Raw genomic sequence first — 25,876 nt, forward strand, 5'->3', positions numbered from 1 at the left:
GTGTATGGCTATTGATGTAGAGAAATTTGCTAGTGAAAATTTAGACGCTTTTAAAGAACGTATGCGTATCAGTAATAATGAGGAAGATGATAATCTTAAGCGAATGTTACGCTCTAGTATCGTAGCCATCGTGCTTCTTGTCGGTGCTACTGAAGTAGAGGATATGCTTACGGAGCTTGTTTTTGAACGTGCTCGGTATGTATATCATGATGCGTTAGATGAGTTTCAGCGTAATTATAGTTCCGAAATTGAGCTACAGTATCTTATTAATAAGTTGAAAGGGGAAAAGGACGATGATGCGTAAAAAGAGTATTAAGAGTGAGACTACCCATAACGGCACTCTTAATACGCCTGTCGAGTTTTGTTCAACTAAAGTTGCTTCTGGGTTGCATAAGCATGGGACTACAAACAAAGTTGAATATAAAGCGTGGGCGGAGATATATAACTCCTCTTTGAAGGATATTGAGATTTTGAAGAGTCGTGGGGTCAAGAAGTCCGTGACTATCATAATCCGTGACCCATATGGCGCATACCAGACAGATAATAAGCATGTCGTGATGATTCATTCGCCACGATATGCTGGGGTTGTCTGGAAAATCGAAGATATCCGTCCAAAGGGTGGATATATTACTTTTCTATTGAATGGTGATAACGATGGCGTTTAGAGGTATCAGTGTTACAGGCGTTGAGGATGTTTTACTTGCGATAAACAATAAACTTGGTAAGACACGGCGAGAAAGAATATCCAGAGAGGCTATTAACACTGCTGCTGAATTGGCTGAAAAAGACCTGAAAGAAACAACAATGGCTTTCCAAGATACAGGAAGGACTACTGATGAAACAACACATTCAAGAGCTCGTAAGATTGGTGGAGAGTTCTACCAAGTTAAAGTCGGTTGGGGACCTGGTTCTCGTTGGCGATTAGAACATTTGAATGAGTTTGGTTTTGTTCGGAATGGTCGCTCGTATCCACCGAATGGCAATATCCGAGGTTTTGGTAAACTTAGGGTTTTTGCTGAGGAACAAAAAACAGTTTACGTGGAACGTATGGAAGATAAATTGAAGGAGTTGGCTCGATGAGTATGATGGATAAAATTTTTGAAGAGTTTCTGAAATCTGACAAGCTAAAGGCTATTGATGATTTTGGAGGAATTAAGGATTTTGTAAGACCAGAAGGGCTTGATTCTGACGCTTCAAGTGTCGTGATTATTCCTTTAATGAGTCCTGCACAAGCTAGTTTTGGTAGTGATACGCCTCTACGTAAGAAGTTTTTATTTCAGATTAACGTAGAGACGACTGATTACGATGAGACAAAATTGGTCGCTAGAGAGGTTGAAAAGGCAATGCTTGCATTGTCTTTTTTTCAACAATCTGGCGGGTTAGATGAATATTTTGAGGAAACTGGGCGTTATGTTGATGCCCGAACATATCGAGGCTTTAGCGATATGTATGATTTAGATTATTAGGAGGAAAACAATGACTTTAGTCGGTTTTGAAAAAATGAAAATTCGCATTCTTGATGGTGCTGCACCTAAACTAGGTGAAAATCTTTTTGTAATTGAAGGTAAAAAAGGTGAAGGTGCTACTCAAACAGCAAATATCACAGGTCTTTCAAGCGAACCCGTGAAAACTTATGGTAGTAACTCTGCTTACTACACTTCTCGTAAAGGTGTAGGTGATGTAAAAGCTGAAATTACTGCAGTGGATGTACCTTTTGCGGTGCAAAACGCAATTCTTGGTCGTAAAAAGAAAAACGGCTTGACTGTAGGTGGAGCAGATACTGAACCACCATTGTGTTCAATTGCCTTCTTCTCAGAAGACCCACACGGTACTGAATTTGGTATTGGTCTATATTGTGGTGTGTTTGCTATGGATGGCATCGAACTTAACACTAAAAAAGGTGAAAAAGAAGAGCTTGCTAGCGATAGCTTGACATTTACTGCAGAAGGTAGCGATGCACCAGAAAGCAAAGGGGATTACTACGCAATGGCTGCTGGTGAAGAAGAAATTGCTTTGCTTGATAAAGCTATGCAATTTGAAGTTAAAGCTACTGCGTAATTTAAGGGAGTTTGTGGAGAGGTTTATCCTCTCCTATTTTTTTGAAAGGAAAGAAAGATGACTAAACTATCAATTACTTTATTTGACGAAAATGGAGATAAGGTTTCTTACGAACAAGATAAAGTTCCAGGTAAACGTGTATTGGATTTCTGGGAGTTGCAAGAGAAGTATGCTAATCCAGACTACACGCCTAAACAAAATCTTTTAGACCGTGTGGACTTTGTTGCTTCACTATTTGACCAAAAAGCTGTAACACCAGATGCTATTTTGAATGGTTTGAACGCATGGGAGCTTGAAGAAACTGTCGACAATCTCATCTTGAAAGCTGTAGGGGTACGTCATGAAGACGACCCAAAGGAGCTGGTATCTCCCCTAGAGAAGGAAAAGAGCGATTCTTAGGTCTAGTCAAAGATTTAACAACTAGTGGGAACGGTTTTACTGTCAATGATGTGATGGAAACGGATTTTCAAACATTGGTTGATGTTTTGAATGCTAAATCATCAGAAGAAAGTAAGAAAGAACAGTCCGTAGTACCACTAAGTGAATTTGTACAAACTGTAGGAGGAGGTTAAAAATGGCGACACCGTTAGGTAATATGGTTGTCCATCTAGGTCTTGATAACTCGGGATTTCAATCTAAGTTAAGACAAACGACTGGGAGTATCAAAAGCTTCAAAAATGACATCAAAAAGATGGAAAATCAACTCAAAACAAGTCAAGCGATGTCTAAATATGCTATAACTGGTCGTGAAGCTTTTAAGGCGTACGGTTATCAAGTTAAAGACCTTAACCGACTGATTACTACACATTCTCAGTATCAATCTAAACTAGTTGGCGATTATAATAGAGTCGCTGCTGGGACTCGTGGACTTGCCGATGATTTAAAAGCTACTAATAAACAATATCGTGAAGCAAAGGGTCTTTATGGCGAAAATAGTGAAGAAGCTAAAGCTTACGCTGTTCGTTTAGATGAAATCAAAGGGGCTATGGAGTCTGGGACTAAACAAGCGGAGAACCTGGCTAGAGAATATGAGAATAGTCGCCAAAAACTTTTTCAATATCGCTCAGAGTTAAAAGAAGCTATTGAGACACAGTATTCTCAACATAGTCTAACTGCTCGTTTAGGGAAAGGTTTGACGACTATCGGTAATGGTTTGTCTACAGTTAGTCAGAAAACTCGTGGGATGACAGTTGCTATAGGGACTGGGTTTGCGGTCGCAACAAAGAGTGCCTTAGATTTTGAAGATGGTATGAATACTATTCGTGCTTTGATTGCTGATGATGTTCCTGCTCAGCAAATGAACTCTGTAATGAACCAATTGAGTCATTCTGTTAAAGAATATGCTACAACGTATGGTATCAGTACAGGTGAGGTCATCGAAGGTATGCAGGAGATGATTCGCCGTGGTTATGATGTTAACCAAACCATGGCAGCAATGCCTCATGTTCTTCAAGCAAGTAAAGCTTCGGGGGAAGACTTTGGTACTGTTATGCATGCCACAACAGCTATTCTGGAACAGTTTAATTTAAAAGCTGAGGATACACAACGTGTTACAGATAGTTTGACTTATGTCGCCAATAAAACTGCCTCAGACTATTCTTCATTAGGTACCGCTATGGAATATGTAGGTCCGATGGCGGCTACTGCGGGGATATCTCTTGAACAAACTGCAGCGGCGATTGGTCTTCTGTCTCAGCGTGGTATTGAAGGTGAAAAAGCAGGTACTAACTTACGTGCGATGTTAACAACACTTGTCAATCCGACTGATGCAAATGCAGCAGCGTGGGAGAGAATGGGAGTATCTACCGACGCATTCTTAGCAGGAAGCATTGATTTAGCTGATGTTCTCGACTTGATTAAAACTAACACCGAAGGGATGACTGATGCACAAAAAGCAGCTCTTATCTCGCAAGCTGTAGGACGTACGGGTCAGGCAGGGCTAAATGCTATGGTTGCACAGGGTGGGGATGCTCTGCGTAATCTTACATCTGCAACAGAGCAAGCAACAGGTTCGACTAAAAAAATGTCAGACCAGATGATGGAGTCTTCGCAAAATCAATTAGCACAAATGAAATCGGAATTACAAGTTCTTGCGACCGAAATTGGAGAAGACTTGCTTCCTTATCTTGAAGATATTATCGATGAAGGGAAAGGTGTTGTTGATTGGTTTAAAAACTTAAACCCTAAAACAAAGGAAGCTGCGCTGAAATTTGCTTTATTGACTGCTGCGATTAGTCCGTTCTCAGGTGCCTTAGGTCTTCTGTTTAGTACTGGTGGCAAGACACTTTCAATGATTGCAAGTCTTTCTGGGAAAGTAAGAGGGCTAACAGCTGCATTAAAAGTTGGTACAGGCGGTGCAGCGATGGCTGGAGAGTTAGCAACTATCGGTGGTGCTGCTGTTACAACAGAAAGCAGTGTTGGTCTTCTTGGTGGTGCGATTGCAGCGCTTGCTAATCCGTTAGGTATCACAGTAGGAGCGCTTGCTTTGGCTGGTGGTGGGCTATTAGCTTATGAAGCTTACCTTGACCAAGGACGTGCTCGTACAGAAGAGTGGGGGACTGCTGTAAGTAATGTAGAAGCTGACCAGTTGTCACGTTTTAAAGCGAAAGTTGATGAAACTAATGAATCAATGTACCTTTTCGGTACAAAGGCTGGTGACATTGATAAAGTTAAAGAATCTGTACAACAGTTGGCGGAGGCAGTTAAAGAGCTTAACAATGACCATCTAAATAAAGATATTGACTTAGCGAACAAGCTTGGTTTAAGTGATACTGTAATAGAAGGGTTAAAAAGTCGTGCTAATCAGGTCAACGATAATATCCAGACAATGTCTGATGAGGTTATTGCTATTTATGAAAAACATAACAATGATACTAGTCAGTTAACTGAACAAGAAAAAAACATCGTCTTAAATAATCAAAATGAGATGATTAACAAACAGTTAGAATTGATGAACTTCTCAGCTAAAGAACGTAAAGCTTTACAAACTGCTATTAACGGAGACTTCGAGTCTTTAAATAAGACACAACAGGATAAAGCTATAAAAAATGTTCAGAAGATGCTTGACAATGAAAATGATGCATACAAAAAGAAAAAAGGTGAACTAAAAGAAATCCTTAAACAATTTGGGGATGATGAAAGCAAGCTATCTGAGAATGAAAAAAATGCTCGTAAAGAGGTTTTGGATGAAATAGATAAATTGGAAGCTGACCACGCAGCTAAAAAGGATGCTTATACAAAACAAATTGCAGACATGCAACAAAAAGTTTTTAAACAGATGGGGCTAGATGCTAAAGAGTCAGCCCTTTCTATGGAAGCTATTGGAAAAGTCATGGAAGAAAATGGGCTTACTTATGAACAAGCTGTTGAGAAGATGACAAAAGCCTCAAGTAAAGCTGTTGATAATAATAAAATGTGGGCTCATTCAACGGCAGATATGACAGAAGAAACAAAAACTGCCAATGCTACATGGAATAGTTTGGTTTGGCAAGATGGAAAAATAAAAACCAATGCTCAAGAAGTTCTTCAAGAGGCGCTTAATGCTGAAGATGGGTGGAACAGTATGAAGTTTGTTGTTCAAAATGCAGAATTGGACTCTAATGCTGTTTTTGCTGTAGGTCAAGCTTTAATAGCTACAGACCAGTGGAATGGCTTGTCTCCAGAAGATAAACAGTTGATTATTGATAAAGCTCCAGCTATGGGGGCTATCAATGAAACAGCTGAGAATATGGAGGCTTGGAAACAAATCCCTGACCCAATCAAAAATTTCTTAGCACAAGATGACGACTTCTTGAATAAAACCAAAACCACAAAAGAGGTGCTTTCTAACTGGCAAGAGTTACCTGATGCTGTAAAAAATTTTTTAGGAAATAATAGCAACTTTCTTACTAGCGCAGACGAAGCTAAGCAATTCCTTAAATCTTGGGATAATATGCCTGAAATAGTTAAAAGTCTTTTAGGTGATAATAATAACTTTGTATCAAGTGCGGATGAAGCCAAAACTCTACTGAACACTTGGGATAATATGCCTGAAAAAGTTAAGAAAATGCTTGGTGAAAATAAAGATTTTAAAGAAAAAGCAGATGTAGCAGTAGATACTTTAAGAAACTGGAATTCTTTATCACCCAGTGTTAAAGATTTGATTGCTAACAATTTAGCTTCTATGCCAGCCGAAGATGCTCAAAGAGCTGTAGATGCTTTAACTGGTAAAACAGTGGATTTGGATGCATTGAACAACACGCTTCCGGGTGTAAATGATGCGGTAACTTCCGTAGGTAGTTTTACTGGTAAAACTGTTTCATTATTAGCGATGGATAATACAACAGGTACTGTAGTTATTACACAAGCCAAAATAGACAGTGTGCAACAAAAAAGAGCTGCTGAACTAAAAGCAAAAGATAACACTGCACAAGTTAGGTCAAGTGTGCAAAGTGGTATTAATGCTATTAAGCAACAATATCCAGTGGCTATTGAAGCCGCTGACCATATTACTAGCGCAGTAAGTGGATGGATGGCTAGACTTCCTAAATCACATACAATTAACATTGTTGCTAACGTTGCTGGAAAAGTAGCAAAAATATTAGGGTTTGAAAACGGGACAAACTATCACCGTGGTGGTTTGGCAATGGTCAATGACCAGAAAAATGCGAACTACAAAGAGTTGGTAACACTTCCAGGTGGTGTAAGTTTTATCCCAGAAGGACGCAATGTTATTTTGCCTTTGCCACGAGGTTCTAAGGTCTTAAAGGCAAGTAAGACTAAGTCTTTGATGCAGAAATACGGACTTCCTAAATATGCTAATGGGGTTGGTTACTCTGCAAACTCCCCACTATTTAAGGCGATGGATAGTGTGCAACAGAAAATTAGTGTTACACCAGCTCCAGAGGTGAACATTGATAATGCTCAGGTTCTTTTGATATTGAAAGAAATTGCTAATCTTTTGCGTGATGGGAATAAGAAAGTACCTGTAGCTAAGGTTTATATGGATGGAGAATTAATTACACGTAAGGTGACTGAAGAGCAAAATCGTAGGTCACGTATTGATAGTATTATGAAAGGAGTACCAATTTGAGTTTTAGAGGTGTAACGGCGACTTATAATGGTGTTGATTTATCAGACTATTGGGAGTATATCACCGATATTCGCCGTGATGCAGGAAATGAAGATAATCTTGTGACAGAGGATACTCCTAGATTAGGTGAAGAGCTTATGCGTATTTCTCGAGGCGCTAAGATTATCGAAGTTGAGTTTACTATTTGGTCAGATGACAGAAACAAAGTAAAACGTCAGCTCGCTAAAATTTTTAGGGTTGATTCACCTAAGAAACTAATCTTTTCTGATGAACCTGATAAGTATTATTGGGCAATAAAATCTGGAAAGATTGAGATGCGTGAAGATATTCTTAAACGTTCTACTGGGACAATTACTTTTTTTGTTGAAGATGGTGTTGCTCACTCGACAACTTATAAACGATACGATAATCCAACTGTATCTGGAAATAAAATCACTTTTGAGATTGATAATGAGGGGAGTGAGAATGCTTATCCGATTATTAAAATCAAACATAATTCCGAGAATGGTTACATCGGCGTTGTAAATAGTACAGGTGCTCTTGAAGTAGGTAACAAACAAGAAGTAGATGGGGAGATGGCTCAAAAAAATGTCACTCTTCATAAAAATGCTGGTGGTGACTTTTCTGATTGGGTGGATGGCACACAGAATTTTGAAAACCCACATAAGATTGTCAACACAAGGATGACTTCTGATAAAGCTTTTGGTGGGCGTTTAGGTGTGCTACCTGATAGTTTTCTAACTAGTGGTGTAGCAGGTAGTCTTCAGTATGGTGCGGTAAAAGAATTACCGCTTGCTGAGACTGCTAAGAACTGGTATATCTGGGCAAGGGCTTGGTTTGAAACAGGACTGATGGGACAAACAGGCGCTTGGTGTTTGACTGTCATCGATGAAGAAGACCATCTTATTGCAGGTATGGCGATTGAAAAAACAGATGCTTCTGGGAATACCGCTCAGATTCGTTTCCTTTTAGGGGATGGTAACGGCGGTAGTCGAGTAATGCAAACCATTAATTTCACGCCGTGCCTATGGTTCCCACCTAACCCATATGGTTCTGAGGGACGACAAGAAAATAAAGATGCTAACATGTTTGACTTGTTAAAAGAAGGAGACACGATTAAATATTATTGGTATGGTTCTAGTTTCCGCTACTCAGATGCTAGGATTAGGGACAAAAATGCTAAGAAGGTTCAATTCTTTGTTGGTCAATATACTGGTCGTAATGTAACTGACCGCATGGTTAGTATGCACTCCATTAATTACTTTACTTTTGAAAAACTTCATGTTGATTATTGGAAAGATGTTCCTAACCGTTATCCAATGGGGTCGAATGTTGTTTTATCTAGTGAGGATGTAAGTATTGTTGTGGATGGTCTAAATAGGCAAATGGACTTTGTCTATGGGTCAAAATTTATTGAAATCCCTCCTGGTAAGTCTACTTTGGAGATTTATACATCAGATTGGTGTAAGAAAGCTCCAGAAGTAACGGTTGAATTTGAAGAAAGGTGGTTATAATTGAAAACATTTTTTCAGGTTCCAACAATAACAATTCATGACCCACAGCTTAGGATTGTAGGGGTTATTGATAACGACAAACCGAATAGTATTCACTTTTTTGATGATAAATGGGAACGAGACCTAGCAACTGGTGCTAGCGTCTTTTCTTTTTCGGTTTATAAGAAATTTACAGCAGATAATGAGCTTCAACAGAATCCTACAGAAGTACTAAGAAAACGGAATTTTATTTCTTTTGATTACAAGGGCGAGACGTTTCTTTTTACTATATATAAGATAAAAGAAACTCGTACAATGCTTGAGCTAGAATGTCGTAATCTTAACCTTGAACTTATTAATGAAGATGCGATTCCTTTTAAATCTGACCAGCCGTTAACGTTTAAACAATACGCTGAGAAGATGGATTTGCTTAATTTTACGAAGCTAAGTATTGGGATTAATGAGATTGAGTCTTACACACGAACACTGGAGTTCACAAATTCTGAAACTAAGTTAGCACGTCTGCTAGCTTTGCTTTCTAAATTCAATGCTGAACATGAGTTTAAGACATTCTTGAACTCAGACGGGACACTGAAAGAGTTTAAGATAAATGTTTACAAAGAGTATGACGGTGATAATTACGGAGTTGGTAAAAAGCAAAAAAATATCATTTTGTTAGGGGAACGTCACCTAACTGATATTACACGTACAGTTGATTATGACGGCTTGTTTACAATGCTTGTTCCTACAAGCTCACAGAGTGTATCTGATGAAAAAGAAAAGGCTGATGAACATGGTCAAACGGTAACTACGGTGAAAAATCCAGATGGTTCGACTACACGAACAACAGTTTGGAAAAACTCAGATGGTTCACAAAGTAAGACGGTCATCAATACAAGAGTGATTAAAAACGCTGATGGTAGTACCACAACCATTAAACGTACTGAGAAGGCTAATGGTTCTATTCTTGAGACAACAACTGTCCGTACATCAAAAGGTAATACTAATTCTACGACAAAAGTATTAAAACAAGCGACTAGTAATAAGGATACTGGTGAGAAAGAGCTTATTGACTTAGGGTCAATGCCTGACTGGGAAGTAAAAAACAGTGAAGGTGAGGTTGAGTTTTATAAACGAGGAGCTTCACTATATGCTCCAATAGCTGCAAAACTATATCCGTCTACTTTCACAACAGCGACTCAGTCGGACCAATGGATTCGTAAAGATATCAGCTATGATGCTAAAACTTCTGAGGAGTTGGAGCAGATGGCGTTTAAGGATTTAAAACTTCATGCTTATCCAGCTATTACATATGAAATTGAGGGATGGACTGACCTTGATATTGGTGATAGGGTGCCAATTCAAGACGATGAGTTCAGCCCTATTTTGATTATCGAAGCCAGAGTTACAAAACAAGAGCTCTGTTTTACAAGACCGGAAAATAGTCGCACAACTTATGATAATTTTAAATCGTTAAGTAATAACCTTTCTGCTGATATTCAAGTACGTTTGGCTGAGATGATTGAAGAAGTCAAACCATACACTATTAAATTGTCAACAGATAATGGGACGACTTTTAAAAACGGTACTGGGGAGAGTGTCGTGAAAGCTACTCTTTTTAAAGGAGAAAAACAAGTCTACACAGATGTGAGCTGGCGCTGGGCTCTCGATGGTGAGGTTCAGGTTGCAATGCAATATCTATTGAAGGCAAAAGATATTGAGAATACAGCGGTGCTTACTGTATCAGGATATGTTGAAAACAAAGAAGTAGCGACTACAGAGGTTACTGTTACTAACTTGGTTGAGCCAACAAGCCTAGTTATCAAAACAAGTAATGGGAATCTATTCAAAAACAATTTTATCAACACTACGCTTACAGCAACACTTTGGCGTGGTGGCAAAGAAATTGATAAGGATGGCAAAGATTATAGCTATATTTGGACAAAAACAGATGATGAAGGTAATCCTGATGAAATCTGGAATCAAGACCATAGCTACTCACAAAAAACAATTGAAATCACACAAAAGGATGTATTTAGAAGAGCTCAATTTGAATGTAATGTTGAGCCCCTCGGTTAAAAAGGAAAGGAAATTTAAAAATGGGAATTATTTCAAGTGGACAAATTACAATCACAGACTTATCAGATGCGCCCGTACTAAGCGCTTTTATCACAGCTAGTCAAACGACTACACAAGTATTTGACCAAACAACAAACGGCTACAATCCATCATATGCAGGAAATCCACAAGTATTGACCCTTAATTTAACTAAAGCGGGGCAAACAGCTTCAATTATTGGTCAAGTTGGTAAAGTATCTTGGTATGAATATAATGGTTCAACTAAAACGGCTATTACAAGCACGTCTGACAAAGATAATCAGTATTTGACTGGCTCACACAATGAAGCTTTACACACTAAGGTCAACGTGCCAGCGAATGCAGGGGCAAAACGCTATGAAGCTGTTGGTACATGGACCGACCCAGTTACAGGTTTGAAAGTTGATTTTCGTGCACAAATTGATTTGCTAGCGGTTCAGCTTGGTAAACAATCGCTTGTTCTAAATGTGTATACAGGTAAAGGTAATACATTCTACAACAACCAGCCAGGTAGTCTAACTGTCAATGCTGACCTTTACAAAGGTAACAACCTTTCAGGCGGAAACAAACAATTCAAATTCTTCTATTTTGATAGTTCGGTTTCAGCGACTAATTCAGCTGGTTACGATGCGGACGGTGGTCTTGGATGGCACCTATGTTCATCGACTACAACAGGACAAACACCAAACGTTGAACCATCAGCTAATACAACTGCTCAAGGTATCCTCACAGTGACACCAGATAAAGTTACAAACTCGCAAACATTTAAGGTTGTCTGCATCGACAAAGTTGGTGGCACTAATGGTCAAAAAGCTATTGGTGTTGCGACAATTCTTGACTTTTCAGACCCAATTGTAGTGGTAGTTGAGTCAACAGCTGGTAACACGTTTAAGAACTCATCTGGTTCAACAACATTGAAAGCACGTCTTTATCGCAAAGGTGAAGAGTTGGATGCAGACGGTTCTAGTAAAGCTTATACATATAAATGGTCACGCCGTGATAAAAATGGAACGCTGGATGCAAACTTTGGTGGTACTGGAAATCAATATAAAGTTGGTAAATCTATTACAGTCTCAGCTAGCAATGTTAGCGACAAAGCAACATTCTTCTGTGAAGTGTTTGAGTAAGGAGGTATGAAATATGATTAGAGCTGAAATTGAACTAGGCGGAAAGCTTGAAGTTGTCCATGTTGATGTCAAAACGAAAGAAGAAGCAATCGAATTCCTACTTTCTAAGCAGTTTGGCTTTCTGACTCAAATTTGGAAATTAGAAGAGGTGAACGATGAAACTAATAGCATCAAATCAGATGACGCTAACAAATCTAAAGGAAAAGGCGATTGACCGAACTGAGATTACATTTTGGCACGGCTTATCCGCAACTAAACACCCGCTGGGTGTTTATGATTGCGGTGGTCGTGACCACTATTGGGCAAATGAATTTAACGTAACCAGCGGTAAGACGTACACGGTGCGTGTGATTGCCAAACAGACAAAAGGTTCAATTCGTCTTGCAGGTGGAATCTGGTATACAGCTATGACGTCAGGACACCCATATGACTCATACGCACCTTTTACTTTGGTCGGTGAAACTAGTGAGGATGGTCTAGGTATATACGAGCGGAAACTTGTTGTAGCAAGCGGTAAAACCAAAGCGAAAATATATATTCAGCTTGAGCAAACTGCAGGCGGTGGGTATTCAACGGCTTGGCGTATATATGATGGACAGGTTTTTGACGAAAATGGTCAACCACTTGTCACTGACCAGAATAATTTTGGTGCTTTAACAAGTCCAATGGCTGCACCAGATGGCACGTACATCTGGAAACGAACTATCACGTATTATACGGACGGAACAAGCAGTACTGTCTGGGAATACAGTGGAGTTGGTGCTAAAGGTGATACAGGGGCGAACGGTCAAACCTCGCACGTACATTTTGCGTTTGCCGACAACGCAACAGGCGGCGGATTTAGCTTGACTACGCCGAAAGCATATATGGGCTGGTATGCTGATTTTAACGAGACAGCAAGCAACGACCCAACGAAATACAGGTGGGGCAAGTGGAAAGGTGACCAAGGCGCGCCAGGGGGTAGAGGTGATGACGGAAAAACGTCTTATCTCCACCTTGCTTTTGCAAGTTCGGCAGACGGCAGAACTGGTTTTAGTTTCACGGAATCTGGTCAACAGTATCAAGGCTATTACACCGATTTCACGCAATCTAGCAGTACAGACCCAACTAAGTACACTTGGATGGATAGGCGTGCTGGTATTGAAGTTGGCTCAAAGAATTTGTTGCGTAAAACAGCAGTAAACACTGAAAATCTAAAACTTTTCGGCACAACAGATACAACTGTTAGCGTTGTTGAGAAGGATGGGCATCAAGTATACAAATTAGTAGTTTCTGGGTCTAGTAATGCAGGCGCTTATTTCATCGGTAATAGCGATTATTACAATCTTGTCAAAGACCGTAATTATACATTTAGCTTCTGGGTTTTGACTAATAAAGATAAAAATTTCAACATGAATAGCTTAGGTCATATTCAAGCCGTTAACACTAATAGTGATAAAGTTGGAAACGATAGTGTACACCAACATACACAGCCTGTGTACAGCACAAATATTATAAAAGCGAATACGTGGACAAAAGTTTGGCTTACCTTTAAGCCTACATCAAATAGTTATTTTAAACCGTATTTCTGGTATCTGAGGGCTGATGACGAAATCTATATCTATGACATGATGCTGAATGAAGGTACTGTACCTCTTTCTCACAGCTTAGCTCCTGAAGATACACAAGAACAAATTGACAGTAAAGCAGACCAAGCGTTGACGCAAGAGCAGTTGAATGCGTTGGCAGAGCAAAACAACTTAGTTAAAGCCGAAATGGAAGCTAAAGCAACTGTAGATGAAGTTAATAAGTGGATTACAGCTTATCAAAACTATGTTAGTAACAACGACAAGTTTAAAGGTGATTCTGAAAAAGCCTTGCAAGAAGCGTCAGCCCGTATTCTGCAGTTAAACACTGATGTAGGTGCTTTGAAACAACAATGGACTTTTATCGATACATACATGACCGTTCAAAATGAAGGTTTAATAATCGGTAAGTCTGATGGTTCTGCTTATGCTAAATTCGCAAACGATAGAATCAGTCTATTTTCAGGAAGTAGTGAGGTCATGTATATCTCACAAGGTACTTTGCATATTGAAAACGGTATTTTTACAAAAACAATTCAAATCGGACGTTTCCGCTTTGAGACGCACCCAGCAGATAAGAATATGTTGGTATTACGATATTTAGGAGGTTGATAAATGGCAACAGCTACATTTAGCGGTCAGTATGGTCATAATATGACGCTTGAAGTGTGGTCTGGTTGGAACAAGCAAGACGTAGCTAATAATAGGTCAACGGTCAATGTACAAGCAAGACTTATTACAAATGGTTATGCTTCGATGTGGGGTGTAACAGCTGACTTAACTATAACAATCAATGGTGGTTCGGCTATCGAACATCCAGGAATTAATATTGGTACTGGTTCAAGTCAGTTGATTTTCGCTCATGATTATGTTGTTGGTCACAATAATGACGGTTCTAAAACTGTTGGTATTAAGATTTCTGTCAACCTTAATACAGGTGGGTATGGTAGTTCAATGGTTGCATTTGACCTTAAACTACCAAATATTCCCAGAGCAAGTTCAGGCAGCGTCACATCTGGTGACTTAGGGACACCTGTCAAGATTTCAATTGACCGCAAAGTTAGTGCGTTTAAACACACTTTAAGATACGACTGGAACGGTGTCACAGGAACAATAGCAAGCAATGTTGATACGTCTTATTCGTGGACATTGCCAATGAGTTTTGCGGATAAAATTCCAAACGCAACATCTTCTTGGGGACGTATTTTTATTGACACTTATAACGGTTCCACAAAAATCGGTACAAAGGAAGCTACATTTACAGGTAACGTCCCAGCAAGTGTTAAACCAACACTTGGTAGTATTACGTTGGATGACACGAATACGAATGTCAAAAATCTAATAAATACATCAAACACATTTGTGCAGGTTTTGTCTAATCCAAAAGTTACTTTCAATAATGCAAAAGGTTCTTACAGTTCTACTATCTCAAATTATCATGCTGAGATAGTTGGTAAAAATCAAGCGATTACAAGTAACGGTGAAAGTTTTGGGATGCTTAATTACAGTGGAGAGGTCACAATACGAGCGACTGTAACAGATAGTAGAGGGCGGACATCAGACCCTGTAGAAGTCAAAGCTAATGTTTTGGCGTATTTTACCCCACAACTAAGCTTTACGGCACAACGTAGTGGCTCATCTGGAACAACTGTAACAGTAACGAGAAACGCCAAAATTGCGCCTCTCACGGTCGGAGATAAGCAAAAGAACACGATGAAACTTGTCTTTAAATACAAGAAACATTCAGACACAACTTTCACCGCTGACACTGGTAGCGCAGGCGGAACATGGGCAACAGTTAGCACTCTAACTAATTCTCAGGCAAATCTGGGAGCAACGTTTAGCTCACTAACGTCTTATGATATTGTCGGGACTATCTCAGACAGCTTTACCAGCTATGATTTTAGTGCAACGGTCGGAACTGAAACGTATCCACTAGCACTTAGACCAGATAGCGTAGGACTTGGTAAAACGCCTGAAAATAAAGGTGTGGACAGCGCTTGGCAATATTTTTACAACAACAAGCCTATTCAACATCATCAAGTGACCATAAATGATGGTCAAGCTATATTACTCGCAAAAGGTACAGACTTAAACACAATTGTCCATACAGGTTTTTATCGAGGTGATGGGCTTGTAAATAAACCGTCAGGGTCTGGCGCTCATACATGGACGTGGATAAAAGTTAGCAAACACGACAGCTGGGGTTCTTGGGTATTGCAAGAAGCCATTGATTTTAATGGTAAAGTATCTGCTTTTCGAGTTAAAAAGAACGAACAAGGTTGGACAGCTTGGCAATATAACGCAATCCAAAACACAGTAGCCGAATTTACGGCGGTCAATCAGACAAAAGTGTATAGTGCTACTTTGGCTGGTCCTTATGGGTTAGCATTGCAAGCTAGACGAGTAGGGAATTTAGTGTCAGTTACTTTAGATGCCGCAATTTCATCGACAGATTCTCGCGCTGGAACTGCAAATGAAACTATACCAGTTGGTTGGCGTCCTTGTAAAACAGAAGTTATTATTTCTGCTGGTTTTGCAGGGGGTGGAACTGGTACACAAATGTGGACTGGTGAAAGCTTCTGTCGACTTTTTTATTACTCGAATGGTAAGATTGACTTTACAATTCGAGCTAGTGCTAAACCACTTGGTGTGTACGCAAGCGTTACATGGATTACCACAGACCCATTTCCATCATAGAGAGGAGAAAATATGGAATTAAAATTTGGTTCAAAATCACAAGAATTTGCAGTTGATGGTACGGTTACGGGTGCTAAAGTTACACTTGTAACCGACAGTGGCGGTTATTTGCCAATCATGCTCCCAGCTGACAAAATCGGTCTATCAAATGATGAGTTAGAAAAGCTCGCTTTAGATGTTGTGTATCGCAAGAATTTTCGTGACAAATACGAAAATGAAAAATTTGCTGAGTATGACAGTACTATCAAAGAGTTGAAAGAGTCATATGAGACGGCTGAGAAAATGGCGAAAGTAGCCACAGCTACACTAAATGACTTAATCAATCAAATGTACGCTGACGAGGTGCCAGCAGATGAAACTACTACAGAAAATTAAAAACACATTTTTAGGAGGAAGAACAATGATGATTAATTATTTTGCAATGCAAATCGAACTTGGGTGGATTACTATTGAAACAGTTCCTAAACGTTTCCGTAAACAAGTCCAAGAGCTTGTAGACCTGTCACACGCAGGACTGCAAGACGATAACGCCAAATAGGCTTAGTTAGGCGTGAGGTTATGGAACAGAATGTAATACATGAGGCTATGCAGACCACATGGACGATTGATAAGATGGGTGGGGTTTTGGCGGTAGCCATTATCCTCATTGTCTTACTATTAATCAGTGCCATGACGTGGGTGATTAAGAAATTGGTGACAGGATTCCAGGAGACCAACAAAGAGCTGTTAGATTCCAATAATAGAATTGCAACTGAAAATCAGAAGCAGATGGCAAGATTGACCAAAGCAGTTAATAATCTTTCTTCTGAGACTCGTAGAGATATTTCAGTTCTTCAAGAGAAGGTAGATGGTCTGGAAGACATGGTGAAAAATACACAGATAACTTAGCGTATACGCAGTAGTGCGCAGTAAAACGCAGAAAGGAAGAAGAAAATGAACGATGTAATTTTACAAGGTGTTATGCTTATTTTAACTGGTTTTGCAGGATTTATTGTTAAAACCGTGAAGGACTATCTTTTTAAAGAGGGTGGAGAAAAAGCACTTAGAATTGTTGAAATCCTTGCTAAAAATGCTGTTCATGCAGTTGAACAGATTGCCCGTGAGGATGAAGACGGTGCCAAGAAGCTTGAAGTCGCTAAGGCTAAAGTAAAAAGAGGTTTAGAAAATTATGATATCTATTTGACAGATGGACAGATTGAAATGTTCATCGAGGCAGCAGTCAAAGAGATGAATAACAACTGGAAAGGAGAAAAGAAATGAGTAGAATTGAAACTAGTATTGCTGAAATGTATAACTTACAACGTATTCCTGTACATTATGATATGGGTGACCGTTATGGGAACGATGCTGACCGAGATGGATTGATTGAGTATGATTGTTCATCAGCAGTTAGTAAAGCTCTGGGAATTAGTTTGAGCAATAATACAGAGTCACTTAAGAGCAACTTGCCTAAAATTGGGTACAATTGTTTTTATGATGGTGTAGATGGTACATTTGATGCTGTTCGTGGGGATGTCGTTATTTGGGGTCCTCGTGATGGTTCAAGTTCACTTGGTGCATTTGGTCATGTTATGATTTTTGTGGATGGTTCAAATGTTATTCACTGTAACTATGGTTCAGATGGTATCACGGTCAATGACTATAATTATCTATGGCAAATCAATGGGCGCCCTCGTGAAACAGTTTTCCGTGAGAATGCTGATGCTATCAACCAAGAACCAAAACCAAGTGGTAGAAAAGTTTACCAAGTTAATGCAATGGAATTTGTAAATGGTATTTGGCAAGTGAAATGTGATTATCTATGTCCTGTTGAGTTCAATTGGAACGATAATGGAATTTGTGTAGGTGATATTGATATTGTTGATAAGAACGGAAATCTTATCGCTGACCAGGAATGTAGAGTGGGGTCTTACTTTGTATTTAACCCTAACAAGATTCTGTCAGATAACGGCGGAGCCTACGGTACTGGTGGCTACTATTGGAGAAACTTTACTTTTGCAGAAGGTGGAGAAGCGTGGTTGTCTACATGGGATAAAAACGATTTACTCGGATAAAAATCTCCCTAACATTCCCTAGTCTTTGCTGACTAGGGATTTTTTTGCTACAATAGATAATGTAAGGAATTGAGAGGTCTTACATATCTGGCGATAGTGGGCTGATAAGCGCACGTTAAAACAAATATACGGCTGAACTGAACGGGGGCTAGCAAGGCTGGTCTCTTTGTTTTTGTCCTCGAATGTTGCTCAAAGTTATGTCTTGACTATTTCTTATGTTATAATGAATATATCGCAAGTTTAAAACAACTAACTAAATAATTTAGTGCAGATTGTTTGACAGCATGCTAAAGTTATATGCTTAATAACTCGTTACGCTAGTGGTGGGATACTGCTACTAGATAAGTAATCAATCTTAGATTGTTGCGAAGTGAAAGAATAGCAAGAGTGCGTATAACGTGGAGGGTATGTGTAATTAGGCTAAATCTAAACGGTGGTGGCGACAATAGACGCTCCAGTGGAGAATAATCCTACAAGCCCAAGCTTGACCACTTGAAGTAAGTAGGAAACTGTCAAAATAAGCCATTATGCGCATTGACGGGTGAAAAGCTCGTTGCTTACACTAAAAGATTGTACAAGTAGCCCAAAGGCGCAAGTGATAAATTGGAATATTGTCACATTACTTAATAATTCTGAATGTCGGGTGAAAGTTGGAGGTAACCAGTCCTGCCTAGTCATTAAACCTCTTAGGAAGTTGTGAGGTAGCTCCTCATAGCTCAGACCTAAGACGACTATCAGCTAATAAGTTGCATGTATCTGAAGCAGAGTGAAGGCTCATTTAGTTGGTTGTTTTAGATTTGCGAGGAAAGAGAGTAACTTAAAGTTACTCTCTTTTTTTTGCGTAGTTCCATTGTAATGGAAACTTTTAAAAATGTCCGTTATAATGGAAGTTGAATTTCAGTATATATAATAGAAGAAAGTTGTTTTTTCTTAGTCTGTTATCTTTTTTTATAAGAGAGACCCAAAAAGAGACCCAAAACGGTAAAAACGGTGATATAATAATATCTTTTTAACTCCCACCGGCTCCATAAAAACTTTTCATAGTTTAGCAAAGTTACGCAAAGAGGTTAAGCCGAGGCTTGATCTCTTTTGTTTATGTAGTTGTAAATTGCAAGACGCAGTGGTTGAGTGGGTTCTAATGCGCTGATAGACCAGCTTTTACAACCCTACTCAACTATGCGTGGGTGAGACAACGAAATCGAATTTTTGAAATTATCGATTTCTGTCTCACTCCCTTTTGTTTTTACGTTTTGCCTAGTTTTGCCTTTTGGAGAGACCCAAAAAGAGACACAAAAAAGTTTTCTTTCACTGTCAGTAGTAGGAAGACTGCGAGAATGTTTTTTGTGCTTTCACCCAGATACAATTCCAGATACAAAAATAGCCACCAGATTTTGGTGGCTATAATATTTATTGAATATTAATTTTGTTTTTTAACAAGTAGTGTGTTGCCAGGTAGAAGATGATGGCTTCAACAAGGCTCACAAGACATGAGTAAGTAAAGAAGTGGATGGTAAGGTCACTATTTAGTTCGTGGCTTCCAAATAGTTCAGATACTAATAAAATAATAAATGAAACGACGAAGTAGGCAACGAATGCCATAAGACCACGTCTATTAGCAAATAATTGACCAATTGTAATAGCTAAGTAGATGAGCAAAATTCCTGAAATAGAATAAATTGCTACCCAAAGGAAGCCAATTCCCCACTCGGCAGGAGTGAGCATTTTAGCTAATTGTGGTAGGAAGGCTAAGAAATGACCTAGCCCAAAAATCGGTATAACGAGCAATGTCACACCAATGGTAACAACGATAGTGTTAAATGCTGTCCAAATCAGTGATGCAATCAGCTTAGATAAAATGATTTGGTGAGTGGATACAGGCAAGGTTAAGGTTAAGTAACCTTCACGACCAAAGATATTTTTATAAAAGCGTCGAACAATGATTGCTAGTGTAGCAATCCAAGCACTGGCAACGACCACACCAAACATGATTGCTAAAATAATTGGAATGATTTTAGTGAAGTTGCTGGGGTTGCTTGTCGCATAGTTTTCAGCATAGTCTGTAAGTGTTTTGATGCTAAAGCCAAGAAAGAAGGAAATAGCGATAATTGACGCATTAAGTGCGAAGTACCATTTACCGACAGATTTTAGTTCGTATTTTAAAAGTTTTGAAAACATAATTCCTCCCTAAGCTTTGTAAGTCTCACGGAAGAGTGAATCAATGGATTGACCGTGCTCTTCACGAATATCATCCGTATTGCCTTGCAAAATAATTTTTCCGTCTTTAAGGAAAATGATTTCATCAAGGATTGGTTCGATTTCTGAAATTAAGTGCGTTGAGATAATAACAGAAGCTTCTTCACAGTAATTATTGATGATAGTGCGTAAAATGTAGTCACGCGCGGCTGGGTCAACACCACCAATTGGTTCATCAAGAATATAAAGCTTTGCTTGTCGGCTCATGACCAAAATTAACTGCACTTTTTCTTTGTTCCCTTTTGATAGATTTTTGAGGATATCATTTGGATTAAGATCTAAATCTTCTAAAAGGTGTTCAGCTTTTTCACGTGAAAAGTCTTCGTAAAAATCTTCAAAGAAAGCAAGTGCGTCCTTAATTTTCATATCTTCTCTGAGGTAAGAAGTATCTGGAAGGTATGAAATGATTTTTTTAGTGTCGACTGAAGGACGGTAACCATCAATGACGATTTCTCCAGTTGTTGGGTGAAGAAGTCCATTGATTAGTTTAATCAGTGTTGTTTTCCCGCTTCCATTTGGACCAAGTAAGCCAATAATCTTACCAGCAGGTAAACTAAGTGTCACATCGTCAACAGCTACATGTTTTTTGTATTTTTTGGTAACGTGATGTAGTTGGAGTAATTGACTCATCCTATTTTTTCTCCTTAATATACGATTCTAGTGTAGTCACAATATCGTCGATTTCAAATCCTATTTTTTGCATGTTATTAACGAATGATTGTAATTCTGCCTCAGCAACTTCGCGACGTTTTTGCATGATGAGGTCAGTGTCATCTGTAACAAAGCGGCCAGATGTTCGTTGAGAGTAAACCATGCCTTCGCGTTCTAGTTCTGAAAAAGCGCGTTGCATTGTGTTGGGATTGACACCAGCTTCTTCAGCTAATTCGCGAACGGTTGGGAGTTGATCACCGCTTTTGATTTCTTGACTGATGATTTGCATCTTAATATGTTGTGCGATTTGGACATAAATAGGTGATTTTTCATCAAATTTCCAGGACATACGATAACCCCTTTCTATTAAAATTTAAAGAAGTCTTAATTGTATTAATTAGAAGAAGTCTTGAAAGAAGTCTTGTACTAAATAAATGGTACAAAAATAAGTTTGAAATGTCAAGGAATCAATCGCTAAGGCATCTTATTTCAATTTAAACGTAAATATGCTTTGATTTTTAGTGTATAATAGAAAAAGAAATCAATCGGAGAAAGGAGGGCTTTTATGTTTGCCCAATTAGATACCAAGACTGTCTATTCTTTTATGGATAGCTTAATTGACTTAGAGGGCTATGTCAAAGAAGCAAAAGTATTAGGCTACCAAACCATTGGGATTATGGACAAAGATAATCTCTATGCCGCCTTTCATTTTATTACAAAAGCTAAAAGCGAGGGTCTGCGTCCTGTTTTGGGGCTTGAGTTGACGCTTAATTTGCAGGAAAATCTTTCCTTAAGTGTCTACTTAATTGCGCGTGATACGACAGGTTACAAAAACTTGATGAAAGTGTCTAGCCGTCAGATGACCTCTGGAATTCAGCTAGAGGATTTAAAGGAGTACCTATCTGGCTTAGCAGTTATTATCCCGTATTATGATGGTTTAGAGAGCCTATCTCTTCCTTTTGACTATTATATCGGAGTGGATGTTCATTCAGAAGAAAGGGATTATGACAAGCCTTTAATTCCACTTCATACAGTACGGTATTTTAATACTAATGAAGTCGAAACGCTTCACATGCTTCATGCTATTCGAGATAATATTAGCTTGAAGGATGCGCCGGCTGCACCGCAAGGACAGCAGTTGATGGCTTGTGATATCTTAACACAAGCTTTTGAGCAAAAATTTCCACAAGCTCTAGAGAATCTAGAAAAATTAGTTGCTGATATTCACTATGACTTTAATAGTGAATTAAAACTACCGCGCTTTAATCGTCAAAAACCTGCGCAGGAGGAATTGATAGAATTAACTGAAGCAGGACTTAAGGATAAAAATCTTTGGTTGCCAGAGTATCAAGAACGCTTAGCTAAAGAACTTTCAGTCATTCACAAGATGGGCTTTGATGATTACTTCCTCATCGTTTGGGATTTGCTGCGCTTTGGTCGAAGTCGTGGTTACTACATGGGAATGGGGCGTGGTTCTGCTGCAGGAAGTTTAGTTTCCTATGCTCTTGATATTACTGGGATTGACCCAGTGAAGAACAATCTGCTTTTTGAACGTTTCCTAAATGAAGAACGTTATAGCATGCCTGATATTGATATTGACCTTCCAGATGTTTACCGCAGTGAGTTTCTTCGTTATGTTCGTAATCGTTACGGTAGTCTACATTCGGCTCAAATTGTGACTTTTTCAACTTTTGGTGCTAAACAAGCTATTCGTGATGTTTTCAAACGATTTGGTGCACCAGAGTACGAGTTGACCAATATCACTAAAAAAATCAGTTTCAGAGATAACTTGAGTACGGTTTACGAAAAGAATTTATCTTTCCGCCAAATCATTAATTCTAAAATCGAGTATCAAAAAGCCTTTGCGATCGCCAAGCGTATCGAAGGAAATCCTCGTCAGACTTCAATCCACGCCGCTGGTGTCGTAATGAGCGATGATAATCTGACCGAGCATATTCCTTTAAAAGCTGGCGAAGATATGATGATTACGCAGTACGATGCTGCTGCAGTTGAAGCAAACGGTCTTCTTAAAATGGACTTTCTTGGGCTTCGTAACCTTACTTTTGTTCAACGCATGCAAGAAAAGGTTGCTAAAGAATACGGTATTAATATCGATATCAAATCGATTGATTTAGAAGATCAGCAAACGCTAGCTTTATTTGCTGCAGGAAAGACCAAAGGGATTTTTCAATTTGAGCAAGCTGGCGCTATTAATCTATTAAAACGCATTAAACCACAAAAATTTGAGGATATTGTGGCAACAACGAGTTTGAACCGTCCAGGGGCTAGTGATTACACCGAAAACTTTATTAGACGTCGTTTTGGACAAGAAGCGATTGACTTGATTGACCCTCTGGTGGCAAAAATCTTGGAGCCAACCTATGGCATCATGCTTTATCAAGAGCAGGTTATGCAAATTGCGCAAGTCTATGCAGGCTTTACTTTAGGGAAAGCGGACTTGTTGCGTCGTGCCATGTCTAAGAAAAAAGCGGAAGACATGCGAAAAATGGAAAGCGAGTTCTTAGATGGTGCACAGACTCTTGGTCGACCGCTTGAAACGGCTAAAGATTTATTTTCTCGTATGGCTAAATTTGCTGGCTATGGTTTTAATAGGAGTCACGCCTTTGCCTACTCAGCCTTAGCTTTTCAATTAGCTTACTTTAAGGCACACTATCCTGCAGTTTTTTATGATGTCATGCTGAATTATTCAAGTGCAGATTATATTACGGATGCTATGGAATCAGAGTTTCGCATTAAGAAAATCGACATCAATACAGTGCCTTATAATGATAAGATAGCTGATGGTCAAATTTATCTTGGCTTGAAAAATCTACGCGCACTTCCACGTGATTTATGTTACTGGATTATTGATCATCGACCATTTTCAAGTATTGAAGATTTCTTGACCAAGTTGCCTGAGAATTACCAGAAGAAGGAACTTATCACACCATTGGTTGAAGTCGGTGCTTTTGATAACTTTGAAAAAAATCGCCGCAAGATTATTGAGAATCTGGAACCTCTTTTCATGTTTGTTAATGAGTTAGGAAGTCTTTTTGCAGAGAATTCCTATAATTGGATTGAAGTAGAAGATTTTCCAAATACTGAAAAATATCGTCAAGAACAGGGATTGTTAGGCGTAGGAATCAGTCCTCATCCTCTTCTTGAAATTGCCAAGAACTCATCAATTGCTTTTACGGCTTTAGCTGATTTGCATGAAAACACTGAAGCGACTATTCTTGTTGAGCTAAGTCAGATTCGTGTGATTAGAACAAAAACCAAGGGTGAGCAGATGGCTTTTCTGAATGTGACAGATACACAGAAAAAATTTGACGTTACTCTCTTTCCAGAAGTTTTTGCGCGCTATAAAGACGAATTGCAAGAGGGAAGATTTTATTATTTAACAGGTAAGATTCAAAATCGCAACAATCGATTGCAGATGGTGCTAAATCATGTTCAAGAAGCAAGTAGTGAACGATTGTGGTTGTTACTTCCCAATCATTTACATGATAGAGAAGTTTCGGACATCTTGTCACAATATCCAGGCAATATTCCTGTGATTTTGCACTACCAAGATAGTAAGCAAACCTTGCAAAGTCAGAGACATTTGGTTAAAAAGGATGAAGAGCTTTTACAAGCTTTAACTCCATATACAGTGAAAACGATTTATCAATAAAAATTTAGTAAAAATAAAATAAAGTAAAGCTTTTTACAAAGTAATGTGCTATAATAAGAACGTTAGATTAATAAAAGGAGTATTAGCAAAATGAAACGTATTGCTGTTTTGACTAGTGGCGGCGACGCTCCTGGTATGAATGCTGCTGTTCGTGCAGTTGTTCGTAAAGCAATTAAAGAAGGAATGGAAGTCTTCGGAATCAACCGCGGTTATGCTGGTATGGTCGATGGCGACATTTTCCCATTGGACGCTCAAAGTGTTTCAAACATTTTGTCACGTGGTGGTACTTTCCTTCAATCAGCTCGTTACCCTGAGTTTGCAACTCTTGAAGGACAACTTGCTGGTATCGAACAACTTAAAAAACACGGTATCGAAGGTGTTGTTGTTATCGGTGGTGACGGTTCTTATCACGGTGCTATGCGCTTGACAGAACACGGATTCCCAGCAGTTGGTATCCCAGGTACAATCGATAACGATATCGCTGGTACAGATTACACTCTTGGGTTTGATACAGCTGTAAACACAGCTATGGAAGCTCTTGATAAAATCCGTGATACATCTTACAGTCACAAACGTACATTCGTTGTTGAAGTAATGGGACGTAACGCTGGTGATATCGCTCTTTGGGCAGGTATTGCTGCAGGTGCTGACCAAATCATTATTCCTGAAGAAGAATATGACATCAACGAAGTTGTTGCAAAAGTTAAAGATGGTTACGAAAACAAAGGTAAAGAACGTCACCTTATCGTTCTTGCTGAAGGTGTAATGCATGCTGAAAAATTTGCAGAGTTGATGAAAGAAGCTGGTGATACTAGCGACCTTCGTGCAACTAACCTTGGTCACATCCTTCGTGGTGGTGCACCATCACCTCGTGATCGTGTTCTTGCTTCTTGGATGGGTGCTCACGCTGTTGAATTGCTTCAACAAGGTCGTGGTGGACTTGCCGTTGGTATCCACAACGAAGAATTAGTAGAAAGCCCAATTCTTGGTACTAAAGAAGAAGGTGCTCTATTCTCATTGGCAGAAGATGGTAGCATTATCGTCAACATGCCACACAAAGCACGTCTTGACTTTGCTCAATTAAATCGAGACATTGCTCATTTGTAATATAGTATAGTATTAGATTAAAAATTA

23 protein-coding genes are annotated in these 25,876 nt (G+C 39.1%); 20 read left to right on the forward strand and 3 right to left on the reverse strand.

Annotated elements, in window-relative coordinates; genetic code table 11:
* The first annotated feature begins 4 nt into the window (after nt 1–4).
* From BLR83_RS01940 to BLR83_RS09770, 18 genes are all read left to right on the forward strand, one after another.
* Nucleotides 5–304 carry a hypothetical protein gene (locus BLR83_RS01940; RefSeq protein ID WP_039697006.1) on the forward strand — a complete coding sequence of 100 codons (300 nt, stop codon included), beginning with the start codon at nt 5–7 and terminating at the stop codon, nt 302–304.
* Between the two features lie 193 nt (nt 305–497).
* Nucleotides 498–665 (forward strand): hypothetical protein, encoded by a 168-nt coding sequence (locus BLR83_RS09900; protein ID WP_159427749.1) that lies wholly within the window; start codon nt 498–500, stop codon nt 663–665.
* Complete coding sequence (locus tag BLR83_RS01950) at nt 655–1,080, forward strand: hypothetical protein (protein ID WP_074559950.1); 426 nt, start codon at nt 655–657, stop codon at nt 1,078–1,080. The genes BLR83_RS09900 and BLR83_RS01950 overlap by 11 nt, the downstream gene beginning before the upstream one ends.
* Nucleotides 1,077–1,466, forward strand: coding sequence for a hypothetical protein (locus tag BLR83_RS01955; RefSeq protein ID WP_081340981.1), 390 nt, complete (start codon nt 1,077–1,079; stop codon nt 1,464–1,466). Before BLR83_RS01950 ends, BLR83_RS01955 begins: the two co-directional genes overlap by 4 nt.
* A 10-nt stretch (nt 1,467–1,476) precedes the next feature.
* Entirely contained in the window at nt 1,477–2,058 is a 582-nt protein-coding gene (locus BLR83_RS01960) for a major tail protein (protein ID WP_074559952.1), read from the forward strand.
* A gap of 57 nt (nt 2,059–2,115) precedes the next feature.
* Nucleotides 2,116–2,457 (forward strand): phage tail assembly chaperone G, encoded by a 342-nt coding sequence (gene gpG, locus BLR83_RS01965; RefSeq protein ID WP_074559954.1) that lies wholly within the window; start codon nt 2,116–2,118, stop codon nt 2,455–2,457.
* 175 nt (nt 2,458–2,632) lie between these two features.
* Nucleotides 2,633–7,129 (forward strand): phage tail tape measure protein, encoded by a 4,497-nt coding sequence (locus BLR83_RS01970; protein ID WP_074559956.1) that lies wholly within the window; start codon nt 2,633–2,635, stop codon nt 7,127–7,129.
* Nucleotides 7,126–8,643, forward strand: a complete 1,518-nt coding sequence (locus BLR83_RS01975; protein WP_074559958.1) for a distal tail protein Dit — start codon at nt 7,126–7,128, stop codon at nt 8,641–8,643. Before BLR83_RS01970 ends, BLR83_RS01975 begins: the two co-directional genes overlap by 4 nt.
* On the forward strand, nt 8,644–10,701 hold the full coding sequence (locus BLR83_RS01980; protein ID WP_074559960.1) for a hypothetical protein: 2,058 nt from the start codon (nt 8,644–8,646) through the stop codon (nt 10,699–10,701).
* Between the two features lie 20 nt (nt 10,702–10,721).
* The gene (locus tag BLR83_RS01985; protein WP_074559961.1) at nt 10,722–11,846 is read left to right on the forward strand and encodes a hypothetical protein; all 1,125 of its coding nucleotides are present in this window, start codon (nt 10,722–10,724) and stop codon (nt 11,844–11,846) included.
* 13 nt (nt 11,847–11,859) lie between these two features.
* Nucleotides 11,860–12,060 (forward strand): hypothetical protein, encoded by a 201-nt coding sequence (locus BLR83_RS01990; RefSeq protein WP_074559963.1) that lies wholly within the window; start codon nt 11,860–11,862, stop codon nt 12,058–12,060.
* A complete protein-coding gene (locus BLR83_RS01995; protein WP_142349913.1) occupies nt 12,002–14,023 on the forward strand; it encodes a hypothetical protein in 2,022 nt (673 codons plus the stop codon). The genes BLR83_RS01990 and BLR83_RS01995 overlap by 59 nt, the downstream gene beginning before the upstream one ends.
* Nucleotides 14,024–14,026: 3 nt before the next feature.
* Entirely contained in the window at nt 14,027–16,111 is a 2,085-nt protein-coding gene (locus BLR83_RS02000; RefSeq protein ID WP_074559967.1) for a DUF859 family phage minor structural protein, read from the forward strand.
* A gap of 12 nt (nt 16,112–16,123) precedes the next feature.
* Nucleotides 16,124–16,486 (forward strand): DUF1366 domain-containing protein, encoded by a 363-nt coding sequence (locus tag BLR83_RS02005; RefSeq protein WP_074559968.1) that lies wholly within the window; start codon nt 16,124–16,126, stop codon nt 16,484–16,486.
* Nucleotides 16,487–16,511: 25 nt separating this feature from the next.
* The gene (locus tag BLR83_RS09940) at nt 16,512–16,649 is read left to right on the forward strand and encodes a hypothetical protein (protein ID WP_200796306.1); all 138 of its coding nucleotides are present in this window, start codon (nt 16,512–16,514) and stop codon (nt 16,647–16,649) included.
* 47 nt (nt 16,650–16,696) lie between these two features.
* A complete protein-coding gene (locus BLR83_RS02010; protein ID WP_234793090.1) occupies nt 16,697–16,999 on the forward strand; it encodes a hypothetical protein in 303 nt (100 codons plus the stop codon).
* 45 nt (nt 17,000–17,044) lie between these two features.
* Nucleotides 17,045–17,371, forward strand: coding sequence for a phage holin (locus tag BLR83_RS02015; RefSeq protein ID WP_074559972.1), 327 nt, complete (start codon nt 17,045–17,047; stop codon nt 17,369–17,371).
* On the forward strand, nt 17,368–18,165 hold the full coding sequence (locus BLR83_RS09770) for a lytic exoenzyme target recognition domain-containing protein (RefSeq protein ID WP_081340982.1): 798 nt from the start codon (nt 17,368–17,370) through the stop codon (nt 18,163–18,165). The genes BLR83_RS02015 and BLR83_RS09770 overlap by 4 nt, the downstream gene beginning before the upstream one ends.
* A gap of 1,407 nt (nt 18,166–19,572) precedes the next feature.
* On the opposite strand, the gene BLR83_RS02030 is transcribed toward BLR83_RS09770, so the two are convergent.
* From BLR83_RS02030 to BLR83_RS02040, 3 genes are read right to left on the reverse strand one after another with little or no spacing between them, the layout of a single operon-like run.
* Nucleotides 19,573–20,340, reverse strand: a complete 768-nt coding sequence (locus tag BLR83_RS02030) for an ABC transporter permease (protein WP_074559975.1) — start codon at nt 20,338–20,340, stop codon at nt 19,573–19,575.
* 9 nt (nt 20,341–20,349) lie between these two features.
* The gene (locus tag BLR83_RS02035) at nt 20,350–21,048 is read right to left on the reverse strand and encodes an ABC transporter ATP-binding protein (RefSeq protein ID WP_039696991.1); all 699 of its coding nucleotides are present in this window, start codon (nt 21,046–21,048) and stop codon (nt 20,350–20,352) included.
* Nucleotide 21,049: 1 nt separating this feature from the next.
* Entirely contained in the window at nt 21,050–21,418 is a 369-nt protein-coding gene (locus BLR83_RS02040) for a GntR family transcriptional regulator (RefSeq protein ID WP_006532025.1), read from the reverse strand.
* A gap of 216 nt (nt 21,419–21,634) precedes the next feature.
* Here BLR83_RS02040 and BLR83_RS02045 point away from each other — a divergent pair, with 216 nt between their 5' ends.
* Complete coding sequence (locus BLR83_RS02045) at nt 21,635–24,742, forward strand: DNA polymerase III subunit alpha (protein ID WP_074559976.1); 3,108 nt, start codon at nt 21,635–21,637, stop codon at nt 24,740–24,742.
* Nucleotides 24,743–24,832: 90 nt separating this feature from the next.
* Entirely contained in the window at nt 24,833–25,849 is a 1,017-nt protein-coding gene (gene pfkA / locus BLR83_RS02050) for a 6-phosphofructokinase (protein ID WP_074559978.1), read from the forward strand.
* Nucleotides 25,850–25,876: the final 27 nt, after the last annotated feature.

Origin of the sequence: Streptococcus equinus (assembly GCF_900101445.1) — a bacterium.
GTDB classification, from domain to species: domain Bacteria; phylum Bacillota; class Bacilli; order Lactobacillales; family Streptococcaceae; genus Streptococcus; species Streptococcus equinus_B.

Coding starts and splice junctions, on each gene's coding strand:
- BLR83_RS01940 (WP_039697006.1), top strand. CDS start 5: ATGGCTATTGATGTAGAGAAATTTGCTAGTGAAAATTTAGACGCTTTT.
- BLR83_RS01950 (WP_074559950.1), top strand. CDS start 655: ATGGCGTTTAGAGGTATCAGTGTTACAGGCGTTGAGGATGTTTTACTT.
- BLR83_RS01955 (WP_081340981.1), top strand. CDS start 1,077: ATGAGTATGATGGATAAAATTTTTGAAGAGTTTCTGAAATCTGACAAG.
- BLR83_RS01960 (WP_074559952.1), top strand. CDS start 1,477: ATGACTTTAGTCGGTTTTGAAAAAATGAAAATTCGCATTCTTGATGGT.
- gpG (WP_074559954.1), top strand. CDS start 2,116: ATGACTAAACTATCAATTACTTTATTTGACGAAAATGGAGATAAGGTT.
- BLR83_RS01970 (WP_074559956.1), top strand. CDS start 2,633: ATGGCGACACCGTTAGGTAATATGGTTGTCCATCTAGGTCTTGATAAC.
- BLR83_RS01985 (WP_074559961.1), top strand. CDS start 10,722: ATGGGAATTATTTCAAGTGGACAAATTACAATCACAGACTTATCAGAT.
- BLR83_RS01990 (WP_074559963.1), top strand. CDS start 11,860: ATGATTAGAGCTGAAATTGAACTAGGCGGAAAGCTTGAAGTTGTCCAT.
- BLR83_RS01995 (WP_142349913.1), top strand. CDS start 12,002: ATGAAACTAATAGCATCAAATCAGATGACGCTAACAAATCTAAAGGAA.
- BLR83_RS02000 (WP_074559967.1), top strand. CDS start 14,027: ATGGCAACAGCTACATTTAGCGGTCAGTATGGTCATAATATGACGCTT.
- BLR83_RS02005 (WP_074559968.1), top strand. CDS start 16,124: ATGGAATTAAAATTTGGTTCAAAATCACAAGAATTTGCAGTTGATGGT.
- BLR83_RS09940 (WP_200796306.1), top strand. CDS start 16,512: ATGATGATTAATTATTTTGCAATGCAAATCGAACTTGGGTGGATTACT.
- BLR83_RS02010 (WP_234793090.1), top strand. CDS start 16,697: ATGCAGACCACATGGACGATTGATAAGATGGGTGGGGTTTTGGCGGTA.
- BLR83_RS02015 (WP_074559972.1), top strand. CDS start 17,045: ATGAACGATGTAATTTTACAAGGTGTTATGCTTATTTTAACTGGTTTT.
- BLR83_RS09770 (WP_081340982.1), top strand. CDS start 17,368: ATGAGTAGAATTGAAACTAGTATTGCTGAAATGTATAACTTACAACGT.
- BLR83_RS02030 (WP_074559975.1), bottom strand. CDS start 20,340: ATGTTTTCAAAACTTTTAAAATACGAACTAAAATCTGTCGGTAAATGG.
- BLR83_RS02035 (WP_039696991.1), bottom strand. CDS start 21,048: ATGAGTCAATTACTCCAACTACATCACGTTACCAAAAAATACAAAAAA.
- BLR83_RS02040 (WP_006532025.1), bottom strand. CDS start 21,418: ATGTCCTGGAAATTTGATGAAAAATCACCTATTTATGTCCAAATCGCA.
- BLR83_RS02045 (WP_074559976.1), top strand. CDS start 21,635: ATGTTTGCCCAATTAGATACCAAGACTGTCTATTCTTTTATGGATAGC.
- pfkA (WP_074559978.1), top strand. CDS start 24,833: ATGAAACGTATTGCTGTTTTGACTAGTGGCGGCGACGCTCCTGGTATG.